The organism is Marinobacter sp., assembly GCF_052094685.1.
GTDB lineage: Bacteria > Pseudomonadota > Gammaproteobacteria > Pseudomonadales > Oleiphilaceae > Marinobacter.
In genome coordinates, this window is sequence record NZ_JBQDKB010000010.1 from 8,372 (window position 1) to 25,138 (window position 16,767).

The 16,767-nt window shown below is 55.1% G+C and carries 13 protein-coding genes; 11 read left to right on the top strand and 2 right to left on the bottom strand.

All coding sequences use genetic code 11. The annotated features are described in order from the left end of the window. The 5 genes from ACTH3S_RS03630 to ACTH3S_RS03650 all read left to right on the top strand — a co-directional run. Positions 1–386, top strand: a 386-nt coding sequence (locus ACTH3S_RS03630) for an SPOR domain-containing protein (RefSeq protein ID WP_441807660.1), incomplete at its 5' end; no start/stop codon positions are given. Between the two features lie 220 nt (positions 387–606). Next, positions 607–5,055 (top strand): glutamate synthase large subunit, encoded by a 4,449-nt coding sequence (gene gltB, locus ACTH3S_RS03635; protein WP_441807661.1) that lies wholly within the window; start codon positions 607–609, stop codon positions 5,053–5,055. Positions 5,056–5,145: 90 nt separating this feature from the next. Continuing rightward, complete coding sequence (locus tag ACTH3S_RS03640; RefSeq protein ID WP_441807662.1) at positions 5,146–6,564, top strand: FAD-dependent oxidoreductase; 1,419 nt, start codon at positions 5,146–5,148, stop codon at positions 6,562–6,564. A 128-nt stretch (positions 6,565–6,692) separates the two neighbouring features. Then, positions 6,693–7,757: a uroporphyrinogen decarboxylase gene (hemE, locus tag ACTH3S_RS03645; RefSeq protein ID WP_441807663.1), complete on the top strand. Its 1,065-nt coding sequence runs from the start codon at positions 6,693–6,695 to the stop codon at positions 7,755–7,757. A 154-nt stretch (positions 7,758–7,911) separates the two neighbouring features. Continuing rightward, positions 7,912–8,280, top strand: coding sequence for a PilZ domain-containing protein (locus ACTH3S_RS03650; protein WP_441807664.1), 369 nt, complete (start codon positions 7,912–7,914; stop codon positions 8,278–8,280). 52 nt (positions 8,281–8,332) lie between these two features. Here ACTH3S_RS03650 and radA read toward each other — a convergent pair whose 3' ends face one another. After that, the gene (radA, locus tag ACTH3S_RS03655) at positions 8,333–9,709 is read right to left on the bottom strand and encodes a DNA repair protein RadA (protein ID WP_441807665.1); all 1,377 of its coding nucleotides are present in this window, start codon (positions 9,707–9,709) and stop codon (positions 8,333–8,335) included. Then, positions 9,709–11,370, bottom strand: a complete 1,662-nt coding sequence (ettA, locus tag ACTH3S_RS03660) for an energy-dependent translational throttle protein EttA (RefSeq protein ID WP_441807666.1) — start codon at positions 11,368–11,370, stop codon at positions 9,709–9,711. Before ettA ends, radA begins: the two co-directional genes overlap by 1 nt. Positions 11,371–11,666: 296 nt before the next feature. Between ettA and glyA the strand changes: the two genes are divergently transcribed. The 6 genes from glyA (at position 11,667) to nusB (ending at position 16,766) form a co-directional block, all read left to right on the top strand. After that, positions 11,667–12,920: a serine hydroxymethyltransferase gene (gene glyA, locus ACTH3S_RS03665; protein WP_441807667.1), complete on the top strand. Its 1,254-nt coding sequence runs from the start codon at positions 11,667–11,669 to the stop codon at positions 12,918–12,920. 24 nt (positions 12,921–12,944) lie between these two features. After that, positions 12,945–13,463, top strand: coding sequence for a transcriptional regulator NrdR (nrdR, locus tag ACTH3S_RS03670; protein WP_441807668.1), 519 nt, complete (start codon positions 12,945–12,947; stop codon positions 13,461–13,463). Then, positions 13,460–14,575, top strand: coding sequence for a bifunctional diaminohydroxyphosphoribosylaminopyrimidine deaminase/5-amino-6-(5-phosphoribosylamino)uracil reductase RibD (gene ribD, locus ACTH3S_RS03675; protein ID WP_441807669.1), 1,116 nt, complete (start codon positions 13,460–13,462; stop codon positions 14,573–14,575). Before nrdR ends, ribD begins: the two co-directional genes overlap by 4 nt. 75 nt (positions 14,576–14,650) lie before the next feature. Beyond that, entirely contained in the window at positions 14,651–15,766 is a 1,116-nt protein-coding gene (gene ribBA / locus ACTH3S_RS03680) for a bifunctional 3,4-dihydroxy-2-butanone-4-phosphate synthase/GTP cyclohydrolase II (RefSeq protein WP_441807670.1), read from the top strand. Positions 15,767–15,813: 47 nt separating this feature from the next. Next, positions 15,814–16,290 carry a 6,7-dimethyl-8-ribityllumazine synthase gene (gene ribH / locus ACTH3S_RS03685; protein WP_441807671.1) on the top strand — a complete coding sequence of 159 codons (477 nt, stop codon included), beginning with the start codon at positions 15,814–15,816 and terminating at the stop codon, positions 16,288–16,290. After that, positions 16,290–16,766, top strand: coding sequence for a transcription antitermination factor NusB (nusB, locus tag ACTH3S_RS03690; RefSeq protein WP_441807672.1), 477 nt, complete (start codon positions 16,290–16,292; stop codon positions 16,764–16,766). The genes ribH and nusB overlap by 1 nt, the downstream gene beginning before the upstream one ends. Position 16,767: the final 1 nt, after the last annotated feature.

Sequence of the window (16,767 nt, forward strand, 5' to 3'; positions counted from 1 at the left end):
CTGAGCCTGAGCCTGAGCCTGAGCCTGAGCCTGAGCCTGAGCCTGAGCCTGAGCCTGAGCCTGAGCCTGAGCCTGAGCCTGAGCCGAGCTTCATTCCAAAAAATGCCAGCAAGTACGTGGGCGTTGAGCAGTTACGCAGCCGCAGCCAAGGCTGGACGATTCAGTTGGTAGCCGGAAACCTGGAGCAGACAGCGCTGAACGTTATTTCCGGCTACCCGTCATTGGGTGAAATGGTTTACACCATGGGAACGCGTAAGGGCGAACCCTGGTTTATGGTGTTTTATGGGGACTATTCCTCTAAGGAAGAAGCCCAAAAAGCAGCGTCCCGCCTTCCTGATGCACTGGTTTCGCGCACGCCCTGGGTGCGTACAACAGAAGCCTTGTGATCAGATAGAAAAACAGTAAATGCGTGGTAACTCCCTGTTTCGTATCGAGCAGGGTTTTCTTCCGTGGAACCCTCCCCAAAAATTATTGTCAAATCTAATTGAGTGCGTATTTATACGTGTGTATAGTCATTCGCCCATTTTTTTAATGCCGGTTGGTTTTTCGCACTGTTTTGGTGCGTAGGCTGTTGGTAAAAATGCATTTATATGCAAGAGGGCGCTTATGAAATCAGGTCTGTATCATCCCGACGAATTCAAAGACAATTGCGGATTTGGATTAATCGCCCACATGAAGGGCGAGGTCAGCCACAAGTTGCTAAAGACTGCTATCGAGTCGCTCACCTGCATGACTCACCGTGGCGGCATTGCTGCAGATGGGAAAACCGGTGACGGTTGCGGTCTGCTGGTTCAAAGCCCTGACGCCTTCCTGAAAAAAGCGGCAAAAGCCGCGTTTGGCCAAGAGCCTGGTGAGTTGTTTGCTGTCGGCCAAGTGTTCCTCAACCCGGACCCAAGCAACGCTGCTCACGGGCGGGCCGCGCTTGAAAACCGACTGGCTGAGCAGGGCCTCGACGTTATGGGTTGGCGTGCAGTGCCGGTTGATGACAGCTGCCTAGGGCCTATAGCTTTAGACAGTGTGCCGCTTATAGAGCAGGTGTTCGTAACGCCCGCCACCAAGACCGAGCAAGAGTTTGCTATCAGCCTGTTTATTGGGCGCCGCCATGCCGAGCGGGATATGGCGGATGATCCTGAGTTTTATATTTGCAGCCTTTCCCATCGCACGCTCGCCTATAAAGGCTTGATGATGCCGGCGGATCTGGCAAACTTTTATAAGGATTTGGGCGACCCGAATTTCGCAACTGCCATCTGCGTATTCCATCAACGCTTCTCCACCAACACTATGCCACGCTGGCCGTTGGCTCAGCCGTTTCGTTATTTGGCTCATAACGGCGAAATAAACACCATTGACGGCAACCGTAACTGGGCCATAGCACGGGCGGCCAAATTCAGCTCCCCGAACCTGCCGGATCTGCAAACGTTGCAGCCGTTGGTTAACCTGGCGGGTTCCGACTCTTCCAGTATGGATAACATGCTGGAAATCCTGCTGGCAGGGGGTGTGGATTTGTTTCGCGCTGCGCGAATGATGATCCCACCGGCTTGGCAGAATGTCGACACCATGGACTCTGACCTCCGGGCATTCTACGAATATAACTCCATGCACATGGAGCCCTGGGATGGCCCTGCAGGATTGGTTATGTCAGATGGTCGTTACGCTGTTTGCATGCTGGACCGCAATGGCCTGAGACCCGCTCGCTGGGTGGTTACCAAAGATGATTTTATTACCCTGGCGTCGGAAATTGGCACATACAGTTATCAGTCAGCAGATGTGGTCGCGAAAGGCCGTGTTGGGCCCGGGCAGATGCTGGCTATTGATACCGAAACGGGTGAGGTGTTGCACACTCGGGATATCGATCAACGGCTTAAAACCTCAAAACCCTACAAGCGCTGGCTGCGTGAAAACGCGCTGCGAGTGGAAACAACCCTGAACCAGGAAACGCCCGATTTCCGGCTGATGGATGCAGATGAGCTTTTGGTGCACCAGAAGATGTTCCTGGTGTCCTACGAAGAGCGTGATCAGATTTTGCGCCCGCTGGCAGAAGATGGCCAAGAGGCTGTTGGCTCCATGGGGGACGACACGCCCATGGCGGTGTTGTCCAGCAAAGTGCGCCATGTTGCGGATTATTTTCGCCAGAAATTTGCCCAAGTAACCAACCCGGCAATTGATCCTCTGCGCGAAGCGATCGTGATGTCGCTGGAAACATGCTTGGGCGCAGAGCGCAACGTTTTTGAGGAAACTGCCGAGCACGCAGACAGGATTATCCTGACCACGCCGGTACTGTCGCCGGCCAAATTTCTCCGGATTGCTAACAACGAGCGCCCGGGTTTTTCGGTTGCCAGGGTTTCCATGGGTTACCTTCCGGAGGAGGGGCTTGAACAGGCCATTCGTCGTGTTTGCGATGAGGCTGAACAAGCGGTTCGCAGCGGCAAAGTATTGCTAGTCCTCTCAGATAAGGATTTAAAACAGGGCGAACTGCCCGTGAGTTCTTTGATGGCAACCGGAGCGGTTCACCATCACCTATCAGAAAAACGTTTGCGGTGTGATTCCAATATCATCGTCGAGACAGGCTGGGCCAGGGATCCCCATCATTTTGCGGTGCTGTTCGGCTTCGGGGCCACGGCGGTCTACCCGTATTTGGCCTATCAGGTGTTGAACGATTTAATTCGTACCGGCGAATTGTCGATGAATCCCATCGAGGCGAAGAATAATTACCGCAAAGGCATCAATAAGGGGCTGCTGAAGATTCTATCCAAGATGGGTATCTCCACCATCACTTCTTACCGCGGGGCCCAGCTATTCGAAGCGATTGGCCTTGCGGACGACGTTGCCAATCTGTGCTTCAAGGGCGTGCCCTGTCGCGTTCAGGGCGCCGGGTTTGTGGACTTTCAGCAGGATCAGGAACAGCTGGCGGCTGTTGCCTGGAAGCCGCGTAAACCCATTGCTCTGGGCGGTTTGCTGAAATATATGCACGGGCAGGAATACCACGCGTTTAATCCCGATGTGGTAGGCAAGTTGCAAGATGCGGTGACCTCAGGGGATTACGGTCATTACAAAGAGTACGCGGCTTTAGTGAACGAGCGCCCGGTAGCCACGCTGAGGGATTTGTTCGGCTTTCGCGACGGTATCAGCGCAATTGATGTTTCTGAGGTTGAGCCGGTGGAGCAGATTTTTCCTCGGTTCGACTCTGCTGCCATGTCGTTGGGGGCTCTATCACCGGAGGCTCACGAGGCACTTGCCGTTGCCATGAACACGCTGGGGGGGCGTTCCAACTCAGGTGAGGGCGGTGAAGACCCAGCCCGCCATGGCACCGTAAAGCGGTCCAAAATCAAGCAGGTAGCATCCGGTCGCTTTGGTGTCACGGCGGAATATCTGCGCAGTGCCGATGTGATGCAAATCAAGGTGGCTCAGGGTGCCAAGCCCGGCGAGGGCGGTCAGTTGCCAGGCAGCAAGGTGAATACCCTGATTGCACGCCTGCGTTACTCGGTGCCTGGCGTCACCCTGATTTCTCCGCCGCCGCACCACGATATCTACTCCATTGAAGATCTGGCCCAGCTGATTTTTGATCTCAAACAGGTCAACCCGAAAGCTCTGGTATCGGTAAAGCTGGTCTCTGAGCCCGGCGTCGGCACGATTGCGGCGGGTGTCGCAAAGGCGTATGCGGATTTGATTACCATCTCTGGCTACGATGGGGGCACGGCGGCAAGCCCGTTGGCATCTATTCGCTATGCGGGTTCGCCGTGGGAGCTCGGGCTAACCGAAACCCAACAGGCGTTACGTGCCAATGACTTACGTGGAAAGATACGCCTGCAAACCGATGGCGGCATCAAAACCGGATTGGATGTTGTGAAAGCCGCCATTTTGGGCGCGGAGAGCTTTGGTTTTGGTACCACACCGATGGTATCGCTGGGCTGCAAGTTCTTGCGTATCTGCCATCTGAACAACTGTGCGACGGGTGTGGCGACTCAAAACGAGCACCTCCGTGAAGAATACTTCACAGGCACGGCAGTAAAGGCCATGAATTTTTTCCGCTTTGTGGCGGAGGAAACCCGAGAGTGGATGGCCGTGTTGGGCGTTCGCACCCTGGAAGAGCTTGTCGGGCGTGTTGATCTTCTTGTGCGCCTGCCAGGCGATACAGAACGACAGAAAAAGCTGGATCTGACGCGGCTGCTATCCAACGATCATATTCCTGCGGACAAGCCTCAAACCTGCCAGGTTGAACGTAACCTGCCGTTCGACCAGGGCAGGCTGGCGGAAGACATGCTCACGGTGATCTCGCCTGCCATCGAGGGCAAGACTGGGGGCGCCTGGAATTACCGGGTGACTAATTGCGATCGCTCAATTGGTGCCCGCCTTTCTGGCGAAATTGCTGCGAAGCACGGAAACCAAGGCATGGCAGATGCACCTATCACATTGGATCTTGTGGGCACTGCCGGCCAGAGCTTTGGCGTGTGGAACGTTGGTGGGCTTAACCTGATTCTTGAGGGTGACGCCAACGATTATGTGGGTAAAGGCATGACCGGCGGCAAGCTCGTGGTTAAGCCGCCCCGTGGCAGTGCTTTTAACACCCAGGAAACGGCAATTGTTGGCAACACCTGTCTGTACGGCGCCACTGGCGGCAAACTATTTGCGGCGGGCACTGCGGGCGAACGCTTCGCTGTTCGCAACTCTGGCGCCCACTCTGTGGTTGAGGGCGCGGGCGATCACTGCTGTGAGTATATGACTGGCGGGCTGGTAACGGTGCTTGGGGCCACCGGAGCCAACTTTGGTGCCGGTATGACCGGTGGGTTTGCCTATGTGCTGGATATGGACAACACGTTTGTTGATAAATACAACCACGAATTGGTGGAGATTCAGCGTATTTCCCGAGAAGAAATGGAAGCGTACCGCAACCATCTGCGCAGTGTGATTCGAGAGCATATCTCGGAAACCAGCAGCGCCTGGGCTGAGCGTATCCTTGAAGATTTCGACGACTATATTGGTCGATTTTGGCTGGTAAAACCCAAAGCTGCGAGCTTGGGCAGTCTATTGGCAAGTACTCGTGCGCGCCCTGAATAAGCTCAGTGCGTTGAGTTTGATTACTTGCGAGGGTTCAGGGTTGCCGGTAGACGCAGCCCTTGTCGAAATTGAGATGATGAGAGCGTCAACATGAAAGAACGACTTAGTAACGATTTTCAGTTTGTGGAAGTAGGGCGGGTAGATCCGAAGAAGGTTCCCGCGAAGAAGCGTAAGAAAGAGTTTGGAGAAATCTATCACCCATATACCGCCGATAACGCCGCGTCCCAGTCCCACCGCTGTCTGGAGTGTGGCAACCCCTATTGTGAATGGAAATGCCCGGTACACAACTACATCCCCAACTGGCTGAAGCTGGTTGCTGAAGGCAACATAATGAAAGCCGTCGAGTTGTGCCACCAGACCAACTCGCTGCCTGAAGTGTGTGGCCGAGTTTGCCCGCAGGATCGTTTATGCGAGGGCGCCTGCACCCTAAACGATGGCTTCGGGGCGGTTACCATTGGCTCTGTGGAGAAGTACATCACTGATACGGCTTTCGCCTTGGGCTGGAAACCGGATGTGTCGCAGGTTAAATGGACAGATAAGAAAGTAGCGGTGATCGGCGCCGGCCCGGCGGGCCTTGGTTGCGCCGATGTGCTAGTGCGCAACGGCGTGAAGCCGGTGGTGTTTGATATTTATCCGGAAATTGGCGGCTTGCTTACCTTCGGCATTCCTGAATTCAAGCTGGAAAAGTCCGTGATGACCCGGCGGCGGGAAGTTTTCGAGGAAATGGGCGTCGAGTTTCGCCTGTCCACCGAAGTAGGTAAGGACGTTCAGCTACAGGACATGCTCGACGAATACGATGCCGTGTTCATGGGCATGGGCACTTACACCTATATGAAGGGCGGTTTTCCGGGTGAAGACCTGCCAGGTGTTCACGATGCCCTGCCGTTCCTGGTGTCTAACGTAAACCGCCGGCTTGGCTTTGAAAAAGACGCGTCTGATTTCATTGATCTGAAAGGTAAGCGTGTAGTGGTGCTGGGTGGCGGTGATACCGCTATGGACTGCAACCGTACTTCAATTCGCCAGCAGGCCCAGAGCGTGACCTGCGCTTATCGCCGCGACGAGGCCAATATGCCCGGCTCCCGCCGTGAGGTGTCGAACGCAAAGGAGGAGGGGGTGACATTCCTCTTCAATCGCCAGCCTATCGCGATTGTTGGTGAAAGCCAGGTTGAAGGGATAAAGGTGGTCTCGACCGAGCTTGGTGAGCCGGATGAGAACGGCCGTCGTCGCCCCGAGGTAATTCCAGGCAGCGAGGAAGTGATACCTGCAGATGCTGTGCTGGTTGCCTTCGGCTTTCGCCCGAGCCCGGCCGAGTGGTTTGAAGAACTTGCGATCACCACCGACGATTCTGGTCGAGTGACAGCCCCGGAGTCATCGGAATACGGTTTCCAGACCAGCAATCCCAAGATCTTTGCGGGCGGTGATATGGTGCGTGGCTCGGATCTTGTGGTAACCGCAATTTGGGAAGGTCGTCAGGCGGCCGAAGGTATCCTGGATTATCTAGATATCTGACAAACCTATTCATTCCGGGCAGCGGGCCGGTTTACTAGGGGTAAGCCGGCCTTTTTTATTGTGGCAAACGGGGTATCATTGCTCCCATTCATTGAAGACCATCTGAAAGAGACGAGACTGGAAGCCCTATGACCGAGCTGAAGAATGACCGCCTCCTGCGCGCCCTTATGCGCCAGCCTGTTGATCGTACCCCGGTATGGATGATGCGCCAGGCCGGCCGTTATCTGCCTGAGTATCGCGCTACCCGTGAAAAGGCCGGCGACTTTCTTAGCTTGTGTAAAAACACACCACTGGCGTGTGAGGTAACCCTTCAGCCCCTCGAGCGTTTTCCGCTGGATGCCGCAATTCTGTTCTCGGATATTTTAACTATTCCAGATGCGCTGGGTCTTGGGCTTTATTTTGAAACCGGTGAAGGCCCCAAGTTTAAGCACACCATTCGCTCCAAGGCGGATGTGGATGCACTGCCGAAGATTAAGGCAGAAGTTGATCTCGATTATGTGATGAACGCGGTTTCCACCATCCGTGGTGCACTCAACGGTAGCGTGCCCCTGATTGGTTTCTCTGGCAGCCCCTGGACGTTGGCAACCTATATGGTTGAAGGCAGCGGCTCCAAAGACTTCCGCGAAGCCAAAAAGTTGATGTACAGCGAGCCCGAGGTTATGCATCAGTTGTTGGACCACCTTGCGGATGCGATCATTGATTATCTCAACGGGCAAATTAAAGCAGGTGCCCAGGCGGTTCAGATTTTTGATACCTGGGGCGGAGTGCTGAGCAGTTGGGCGTATGAAGAGTTTTCACTGCGCTACATGCGCAAGATTGTAGATAACCTGATCCGTGAGAACGACGGGCGCCGTGTACCGGTGATTCTGTTCACCAAAAACGGCGGTCAGTGGCTGGAGTCTATCGCTGATACGGGTGCAGATGCCGTTGGTTTGGACTGGACCACAGACATTGGCGATGCCCGCGCTCGAGTAGGCGATCGTGTGGCTCTACAGGGTAATATGGACCCCACCATGCTATACGCGCCACCGGCCCGGATTCGCCAGGAAGTGGGTGATATTCTGCGTCGCTACGGCTCAGGCCCGGGTCATATCTTCAACCTCGGGCACGGTATTACTCCGGAAGTGAAGCCTGATAACGCCAAGGCGTTCATTGAGGCTGTTGTTGAATTGAGTCCGGAGTACCACCGTTAGGATTTGCTATCCTCGTTTCCTGGCCTATTAGCGCCGGGAAGCGGGGGTTGAGCCTTCTCGTAATCCCTCCCCTTTAGCAGAACTACTCTGGAACGGCACCTCCTCAGGGTCTATAGTCATGTTAGATGATGCCGACGATAAAAGGAGCCGCCCCTTGTCCACCAAAACCTCAGAAAAGCGACAGTTTCATCGCATAAGCTTCGACGCCCCATGCGAGTTGCACGCCCTTGAGCGTGTGTGGATAACTGAGGTGTTGGATATTTCTCTGAAAGGTGTTCTGGTCAAACGACCGAAGGGGTGGGATGTGCCTTTGAGCCAGCCTTGTGAGGTGATCATTCACCTTGATGAAGGGCAGGCCGGTATTGTTATGGCTGTTGAGTTAAAGCACATAGAAGCGCACAGGCTGGGCTTTAAATGCGAATATATCGATCTGGACAGCGCTACGCATCTGAAGCGTTTAGTGGAGTTAAACCTGGGGGATCAGGTGCTTCTTGAGCGGGAGTTCGCGCACCTAATTGGCTAGTCGGTTTGAGAGTGTCTTAGATGAGGGCAAATTGTGAACTCGCGGGCAGCGTTTAAAGCTCCTCCAAAGCCGTAATAGCCTCACTAAGCTTGGTTACCGGAACAACTTTCATCCCCGCAGTAGTCTTACGTGGTGCATTGGCTTTGGGAACCAGAGCGCGAGTAAATCCATGCTTTGCGGCCTCGTTAATCCGTTCCTGACCATTAGGCACAGGCCGAATCTCCCCCGATAGCCCGACTTCCCCGAAAATCACCAAATCCTGGGGCAGGGCACGATCACGAAACGACGACACAATGGCAGCCAGCAACGCCAAATCAGCGCTGGTCTCGTTAACCTTTACGCCACCCACCACATTCACAAACACATCCTGATCCGACACATGCAAACCGCCGTGCCGGTGCAACACCGCCAGAAGCATGGCTAAGCGGTTCTGATCAAGACCAACCGCCACGCGTCGAGGGTATCCGCCCTGGGCCATGTCCACCAGCGCCTGAATCTCCACCAGCATGGGGCGGGTGCCTTCCCAGACCACCATAACCACACTGCCCGGAGCCGCTTCTTCGCCACGGTTCAGGAAGATGGCACTGGGGTTTTTCACTTCTTTCAGGCCCTGTTCCAGCATGGCGAATACGCCCAGCTCATTCACTGCGCCAAAGCGGTTCTTGATGCCTCGCAGGGTGCGGTAACGGCTGTCGCTGGAGCCTTCGAGTAGAATAGAGCAGTCGATCATGTGCTCCAGCACCTTGGGGCCGGCGAGGCTGCCGTCCTTGGTGACATGGCCCACCAGAAACAAAATAGTGCCCGTTTGCTTGGCGAAGCGGGTCAGATACGCCGCGCTTTCGCGAACCTGGGAAACCGAGCCGGGAGCGGATTCTGTGTCCGCCACGTGCATCACCTGAATACTGTCCACCACCAAAATTCGTGGCTTTTCCGCTTCTGCGACCTGTATGAGCCGCTCAACACTGGTCTCGGAGAGCATTTTCAGGTCTTTGGTAGGTAATCCCAAGCGTTTGGCGCGCATGGCAACCTGCTGCAGGGATTCCTCACCGGTTACATACAGCGCGGGAACGCTGGCGGCCAAGTGGCAAACCGCTTGAAGTAGCAGAGTGCTCTTGCCAGCACCTGGGTGGCCCCCCATCAGTACGGCGGAACCTTCCACGAGACCGCCACCAAGAACCCGGTCAAACTCCTGCATGCCGGTGCTAATGCGTTCTTGCTCAGCAAGGCTTACGTCGTCCAGACTTTGCACCGCGGACAAACTGCCAGCAAAGCCTTCAAAACGCACGCCTCGGGCGCCTTTCGTATTGCTGCTAACGCCTCTTACTTCGCTGACGGTATTCCAGCTTTGGCAGGCGGTGCATTGCCCTTGCCATTTGGAATAGTCTGCACCGCACTCGGTGCAGACGTATGCAGTTTTGGCTTTTGCCATTACGCCAGCTTCTTGTACTTCATGCGCTTGGGTACCATGGCGGAATCCCCTTTGCGCTTCTTGTGGTCTTCGTCGTAGTCGCTGAAGTTGCCTTCGTAGTAGATCACCTCGCCATCATCCTCAAATGCCAGGATGTGAGTGGCTACACGGTCAAGGAACCAGCGGTCGTGGGAGATAACCATGGCGGAGCCGGGGAAGTTCAGTAGAGCTTCTTCCAGAGCGCGCAGTGTTTCTACGTCTAAGTCGTTGGTTGGTTCGTCCAGCAGCAACACGTTGCCGCCTTCTTTTAACAGTGCAGCCAAGTGCAAGCGGTTGCGTTCACCGCCAGACAAATCGCCTACACGTTTTTGCTGATCCGAACCTTTGAAGTTATAGCGACCTGCATAGGCTCTCGATGGAGTTTCGTAGTTGCCCACCTTAATGATGTCCTGGCCATCGCTGAGCAGTTCCCAAACGGTTTTGGACCCGTCCAGATCACGGCTCTGATCCACGTAAGCCAGTTTCACGGTCTCGCCAACGGTGATGGTGCCGGAGTTAGGCTGGTCTTGGCCGGCGATCATGCGGAACAGCGTGGATTTACCCGCGCCGTTACCACCAATGATGCCAACGATCGCACCCGGCGGTACGCTGAAGGAGACGTTTTCATAAAGCAATTGCTCGCCAAACGCTTTGCTGATGCCTTCCACTTCGATAACTTTATCGCCCAGGCGCGGGCCGGGTGGAATATACAGCTCGTTGGTTTCGTTGCGCTTCTGAAACTCCTGGGAACTCATTTCCTCGAAGCGGGCGAGGCGGGCCTTGCTCTTGGATTGGCGGCCTTTGGCGTTGCTGCGCACCCACTCCAGTTCCTGCTTGATGGTTTTCTGGTGTGAGGCTTCCTGTTTGGCTTCGGTGGCCAGGCGCTGCTCTTTGTTTTCCAGCCACTGGCTGTAGTTGCCCTCAAACGGGATGCCTTGGCCGCGGTCCAGTTCCAGAATCCAGCCTGCCACGTTGTCGAGGAAGTAACGGTCGTGGGTAATGGCAACCACGGTGCCGTTGTAATCGTGCAGGAAGCGCTCTAGCCAGGCCACGGATTCTGCGTCCAAATGGTTGGTAGGCTCGTCCAGCAGTAGCATGTCTGGGCCAGAAAGCAGCAGGCGGCAAAGGGCTACCCGGCGGCGCTCACCACCAGAAAGGTTCTTCACTGGCTGATCCCAGGCGGGTAGGCGCAGGGCGTCGGCTGCAACTTCCATTTTGCGCTCTATGTCGTGGCCATCAGTGGCCTGAATCAGCGCTTCGAGTTTGCCTTGTTTTTTGGCCAAGGCGTCAAAGTCTGCATCTGGTTCAGCGTAATCAGCGTAAACCTGATCCAGTTCAGCCAAGGCGTTGTGAACGTCGGCAACGGCCTCGTCCACCACTTCCTTCACAGTTTTGCTGTCGTCCAGCTCCGGCTCCTGGGGCAGGTAACCTACGTTGATGCCTGGCTGGGGCCGGGCTTCACCGATGTAATCCTGATCCACGCCAGCCATAATGCGTAAGAGTGTGGATTTACCCGAGCCGTTAAGGCCGAGCACGCCGATTTTAGCGCCTGGAAAGAAGCTCAAAGAAATATCCTTGAGGATTTCACGCTTGGGCGGAACCACCTTGCCTAGGCGGTCCATGCTGTATACGTACTGAGCCATAAAGATATTACCTTCTTTAAAAACGGAATGTGGTCGGGTTTCGGAGGCGGTTTTTGCTGTCGCCTCGTCGAACGCGATAATTGGGTTTGATAGTTGGGTTTGTAAGGTATCTAAACCCGGATGCTATAGCAATTTCAGGAAAACGGCTGATATCGGTATGACGGTATCTGCGAACCCCATAAAGGGTGATTTTCAACCCGTTAATGGGCTAGAATAGCGGCCCAAATTTTTAGAGATCCTGGGGGCTGATTTTCAAAGCTTTCTGGGCCAGCCAAGCACACAGGGGCAGCACACTGATGTTTAATCGTGATATGAAGATCGCCGGTTTTGACGACGAACTCTGGAACGCCATGCAGGCGGAAAGCAAGCGTCAGGAGGCTCATATTGAGCTGATTGCATCTGAGAACTACACCAGCCCACGGGTTATGGAAGCTCAGGGCACAGATCTAACCAACAAGTACGCTGAAGGCTACCCTGGCAAGCGTTATTACGGTGGTTGCGAGTATGTAGATATCGCCGAGCAACTGGCCATCGATCGCGCCAAAGAGTTGTTCGGTGCGGCTTATGCCAACGTACAGCCACACTCCGGCTCACAAGCTAACGCAGCCGTGTTCATGGCGCTGGTAAAACCGGGCGATACGGTACTGGGCATGAGCTTGGCACACGGTGGTCACTTAACCCACGGTGCGAGCGTAAGCTTTTCTGGAAAAATGTATAACGCGATTCAGTATGGCATCAACACCGACACCGGTTTGATTGATTACGATGAGCTGGAAGCCCTGGCGGTTGAACACAAGCCGAAGATGATCATTGCCGGTTTTTCTGCGTACTCGCAGGAGTTGGATTTCGCCCGCTTCCGTGCCATTGCTGACAAGGTTGGCGCCTATCTGTTTGTAGATATGGCCCACGTGGCCGGTCTGGTTGCTGCTGGCGTGTACCCTGATCCAGTACCCCACGCCCACGTAGTCACCACCACCACGCACAAAACACTGCGCGGTCCCCGTGGCGGCCTGATTTTGGCGTGCGACGACGAAGCGCTGCACAAGAAGCTGAACTCCGCCGTATTCCCTGGCAGCCAGGGCGGCCCGTTGATGCACGTGATTGCGGCTAAGGCAATCTGCTTCAAAGAAGCTATGAGCGATGAGTTTAAAACTTATCAGAAACAGGTGGTTAAGAATGCCTCAGCCATGGCTGATGTGTTTGTGACTCGTGGTTACGATGTGATTTCCGGCGGCACCAAGAATCACTTGTTCCTGGTTAGCCTGATCAAACAGGATATCACCGGTAAAGATGCCGATGCGGCTCTGGGCCGTGCGCACATTACCGTAAACAAGAACGCGGTGCCTAACGACCCGCGCTCGCCGTTTGTAACCTCCGGTTTGCGCCTTGGCACGCCTGCTGTTACCACCCGTGGTTTTGGAGAGGTTGAATGCCGTGAGCTGGCGGGATGGATCTGCGATATCCTTGATAACTTAAACGACGACGCCGTTAACGATCGTGTTCGCGGGCAGGTTGAAGCCCTGTGTGCGCGTTTTCCGGTATATAGCTAAGCGTCCTGTTCGGAGTTCCTGATTATGCATTGCCCTTTCTGTGGTGAAGCGGATACCAAAGTTATTGACTCGCGCCTGGTGGCCGAGGGCGATCAGGTGCGTCGCCGCAGAGAGTGCCTTTCTTGTCGTGAGCGTTTTACCACCTTTGAATCAGCCGAGCTGGTTATGCCTAGAGTGGTGAAACAAGACGGCGTTCGACAGCCTTTTGATGAAGAAAAGCTGCGCTCAGGAATTATGAAGGCTCTGGAAAAGCGGCCGGTGAGTATCGAGCAAATTGATGAGGCGCTAAATCGCATCAAGTATCGCTTGCGTGCAACTGGTGAGCGTGAGGTGAAATCCATGCAACTGGGTGAAGAGGTGATGACTGAGCTTCGTCAGCTCGACAAGGTTGCCTACGTGCGGTTTGCGTCTGTTTACCGCAGTTTTCAAGACATCAACGAATTCAAGGAAGAAATCGAGCGGCTCTCGGCAACGAATGGCGAGGTAGCGGTTGATGTCGCGAAGGTGCTGGCGGACAACCACTCGCTTAAAGGAAAAAAATGACCGAACTCCGGGAGCGATCCATGATGGCCCGGGCCATTCAGCTTGCATGGCGCGGTCGCTATTCAACGCATCCCAATCCCCGGGTTGGCTGTGTGATAGCCCGTGGCGACAAGATTTTGGGTGAGGGTTGGCATGAGCGGGCTGGAGAAGGTCATGCGGAAACCCGTGCGCTTAGCCAAGCCGGGCCGGCTGCCCGAGGTGCTACTGCCTATGTCACGCTTGAGCCGTGCAGCCATTTCGGCCGCACACCGCCCTGCGCGCGAGCATTAATTGATGCGGGAATATCCCGTGTGTTTGCTGCCACCAAAGATCCGAACCCATCAGTCTCCGGAAAGGGGCTGGATATGCTTCGTGAAGCAGGCATTCGGGTTAATGAAGGGCTCTTGGCAGAAGAAGCGGCACGATTGAATCCTGGGTTTATGAAACGCATGAACACCGGCCGCCCTTGGGTTCGGCTGAAGCTGGCTTCCAGCCTGGATGGCCGCACCGCTATGGCTTCCGGTGAAAGCCAATGGATTACCGGTGATGAAGCCCGCAGCGATGTCCAGCGACTCAGGGCTGTTAGTGATGCCATTCTTACCGGTGTAGGAACGGTGCTCGCCGACGACCCTTCATTAACCGTTCGTCGCGAAGAACTTGGGGATATCGGCGATGCCACCGAGCCCTCCCGGCAACCGTTGCGTGTGATCGCAGACAGGGATGCCAGAACACCTCCCTCCGCCACTATTGTTCGTGGCGGCAAGGTGCAGGTGTTTTGTGCGTCCTCCACGCTTGCAACGGCTCCTGCGCAGGATCTTGCGGCGCTGGGGATCCGCCTGAAGGGCGTGGCGTGGAAAGACAACGGCATTGATGTGGCAGAGCTTTTGGATTCCCTAGGCGAGCTGGGCATTAATGAGTTGTTGGTTGAAGCCGGGCCAACGTTGGCAGGAACATTTATCAGCGAGCAACTGGTAGACGAACTCTGGCTGTACCAAGCTCCAGTCTTCCTGGGGAGTACTGGCCGGCCGACAGCGCACCTTCCGCTGGAGACCATGGCCGACAAGATCGAATGGATCGTACAAGACCGGCGACAGGTAGGAGACGACCAGCGTTTGATCCTGGTTCGCCGCTAAACGTATAAATTCACAGTGTGTCCCGCAGCTGCTCTTTAAAGTGGCAATGGGTGCATTGAAAGGGTGCAAAACAGCATGGCACTGAACAGCGTTGAAGAAATCATAGAGGACATCCGCCAGGGTAAAATGGTTATCCTGATGGATGATGAAGATCGTGAAAATGAAGGCGATCTGGTGATGGCTGCCGAGCATTGCTCCGCCGAAGACATCAACTTCATGGCGCGCTTTGGACGTGGCCTCATTTGTATGCCCATGACCCGTAATCGGTGTGAGCAACTTGGCTTGCCGTTAATGGTTCAACAAAACGCTTCCGGTTTTGGTACCAAGTTTACGCTCTCTATTGAAGCCACTACCGGTGTGACCACCGGGATTTCAGCGGCGGATCGCGCCCGTACCGTACAGGCAGCCGTCGCCCGTAACGCCAAGGCGTCGGATTTGGTTCAGCCGGGGCATATTTTCCCCTTGATGTCTGATCCGGGCGGTGTGCTTAGCCGAGCTGGCCACACCGAAGCCTCTTGCGATCTCGCATCGCTGGCGGGTTGCGAGCCTGCGGGTGTGATCTGTGAAGTTATGAATGATGACGGCTCTATGGCGCGCCGGGAAGATCTTGAGCTTTTTGCCGTTGAACATAATCTCAAGATTGGCACCATTGCAGACCTGATTCACTACCGCACCATGAATGAGCGCACCATTGAGTGCGTGGAAGAGAACGAACTTGATACCGAATATGGCGTGTTCAAGCTGCGTACATACCGGGATGTTATCCAGGGCACAACCCACCTGGCCATGGTGTATGGCGACATTACCGCCGATGAGCCGGTGCATGTGCGTGTCCACATTACTGACACGCTGCGGGATTTGCTGGGCGCTCGCCGCAAAGACTCACGCAGTTGGCCATTGCACCACGCACTGGAAAAAGTGGCTGCGGAAGGCTGCGGTGTTGTGGTTCTGCTGAACAGTGCGGAAGACAGCTACGACCTTGAAGACCGTATCCAGGAGTTCTTTGACCAGGGCCAAAAGCCAGCTGGTAAGGGCAGTTCCGGCGTGTATTTCACCGTGGGCACTGGGTCCCAGATTCTGCGGGACATCGGCGTAAGCAAAATGCGCCTGTTGAGCCCGCCTGTGAAATTTTCGGCCATTTCCGGGTTCGAGCTGGAAGTGGTTGAGTACATTCCCTATACCCCCGAATGATAAACCTGGCTGCAGCACTGTTGCTGTAGCCCGTGAAGGAGCCACCGATGGCGGATATCAAAGTAATTGAAGGTGATTTTACCCAGTGCACCGGGCGCTACGCGCTGGTGGTTGGTCGTTTTAACGGTTTTGTTGTGGAAAGCTTGGTAGAGGGTGCCATCGATACCCTGCGTCGCCACGGCATTGCCGACGGTGATATCACCATTGTGCGCGTACCCGGGGCCTATGAAATGCCTCTGGCCGTCAAGCGCGTAGCAGAAACCGGTGGCTACGACGCCATCATTGCTCTGGGTGCTGTTATTCGTGGCGGAACGCCGCACTTTGAGTATGTGGCGGGTGAAGCCTCCAGCGGCATTGGTGCGGTAAGTCTGGAAACAGACGTGCCGGTGACCTTTGGTGTACTGACCGTGGATTCTATCGAACAGGCCATTGAGCGCTCCGGCACCAAAGCCGGTAATAAGGGTGCCGAGGCGGCTATTACAGCGCTGGAAATGGTTAGCCTGTTCAACAAGCTGGGTGAGTAATGAGCGACACTGAAGATACAGCATCCCGCCCGGCGCCGTCAGGTCAGCCAAAAGCTGGCGATCGACGCCGTGCCCGGGTTCTGGCAATGCAGGGGCTTTACCAGCGCCACTTTACCAAGAGCCCGATTTCGGATATTGAAGCTGAGTTCATGGTCGACAACGACATGGCCAAGGTGGATACGCTTTATTTCCGTGATGTTCTGCGCGGCGTCCATCGCGAGCAGACAGAGCTGGACAAGCTGATCGAACCGTATCTTGATCGCCCGCTGCATGAGGTAGACCCCGTGGAGTTGGCTATTGTTCGCGTGGGAGCCTATGAACTGCGCCACCGTTTGGATGTGCCCTACAAAGTGGTGATCAACGAAGGTATTGAGCTGGCGAAGCGGTTTGGTGGCACAGAAGGGCACAAGTTCGTTAACAGCGTGCTGGACAAGTTGGGCCGTCGTTTGCGTCTTGCCGAGACTCGTTCACGCTAAC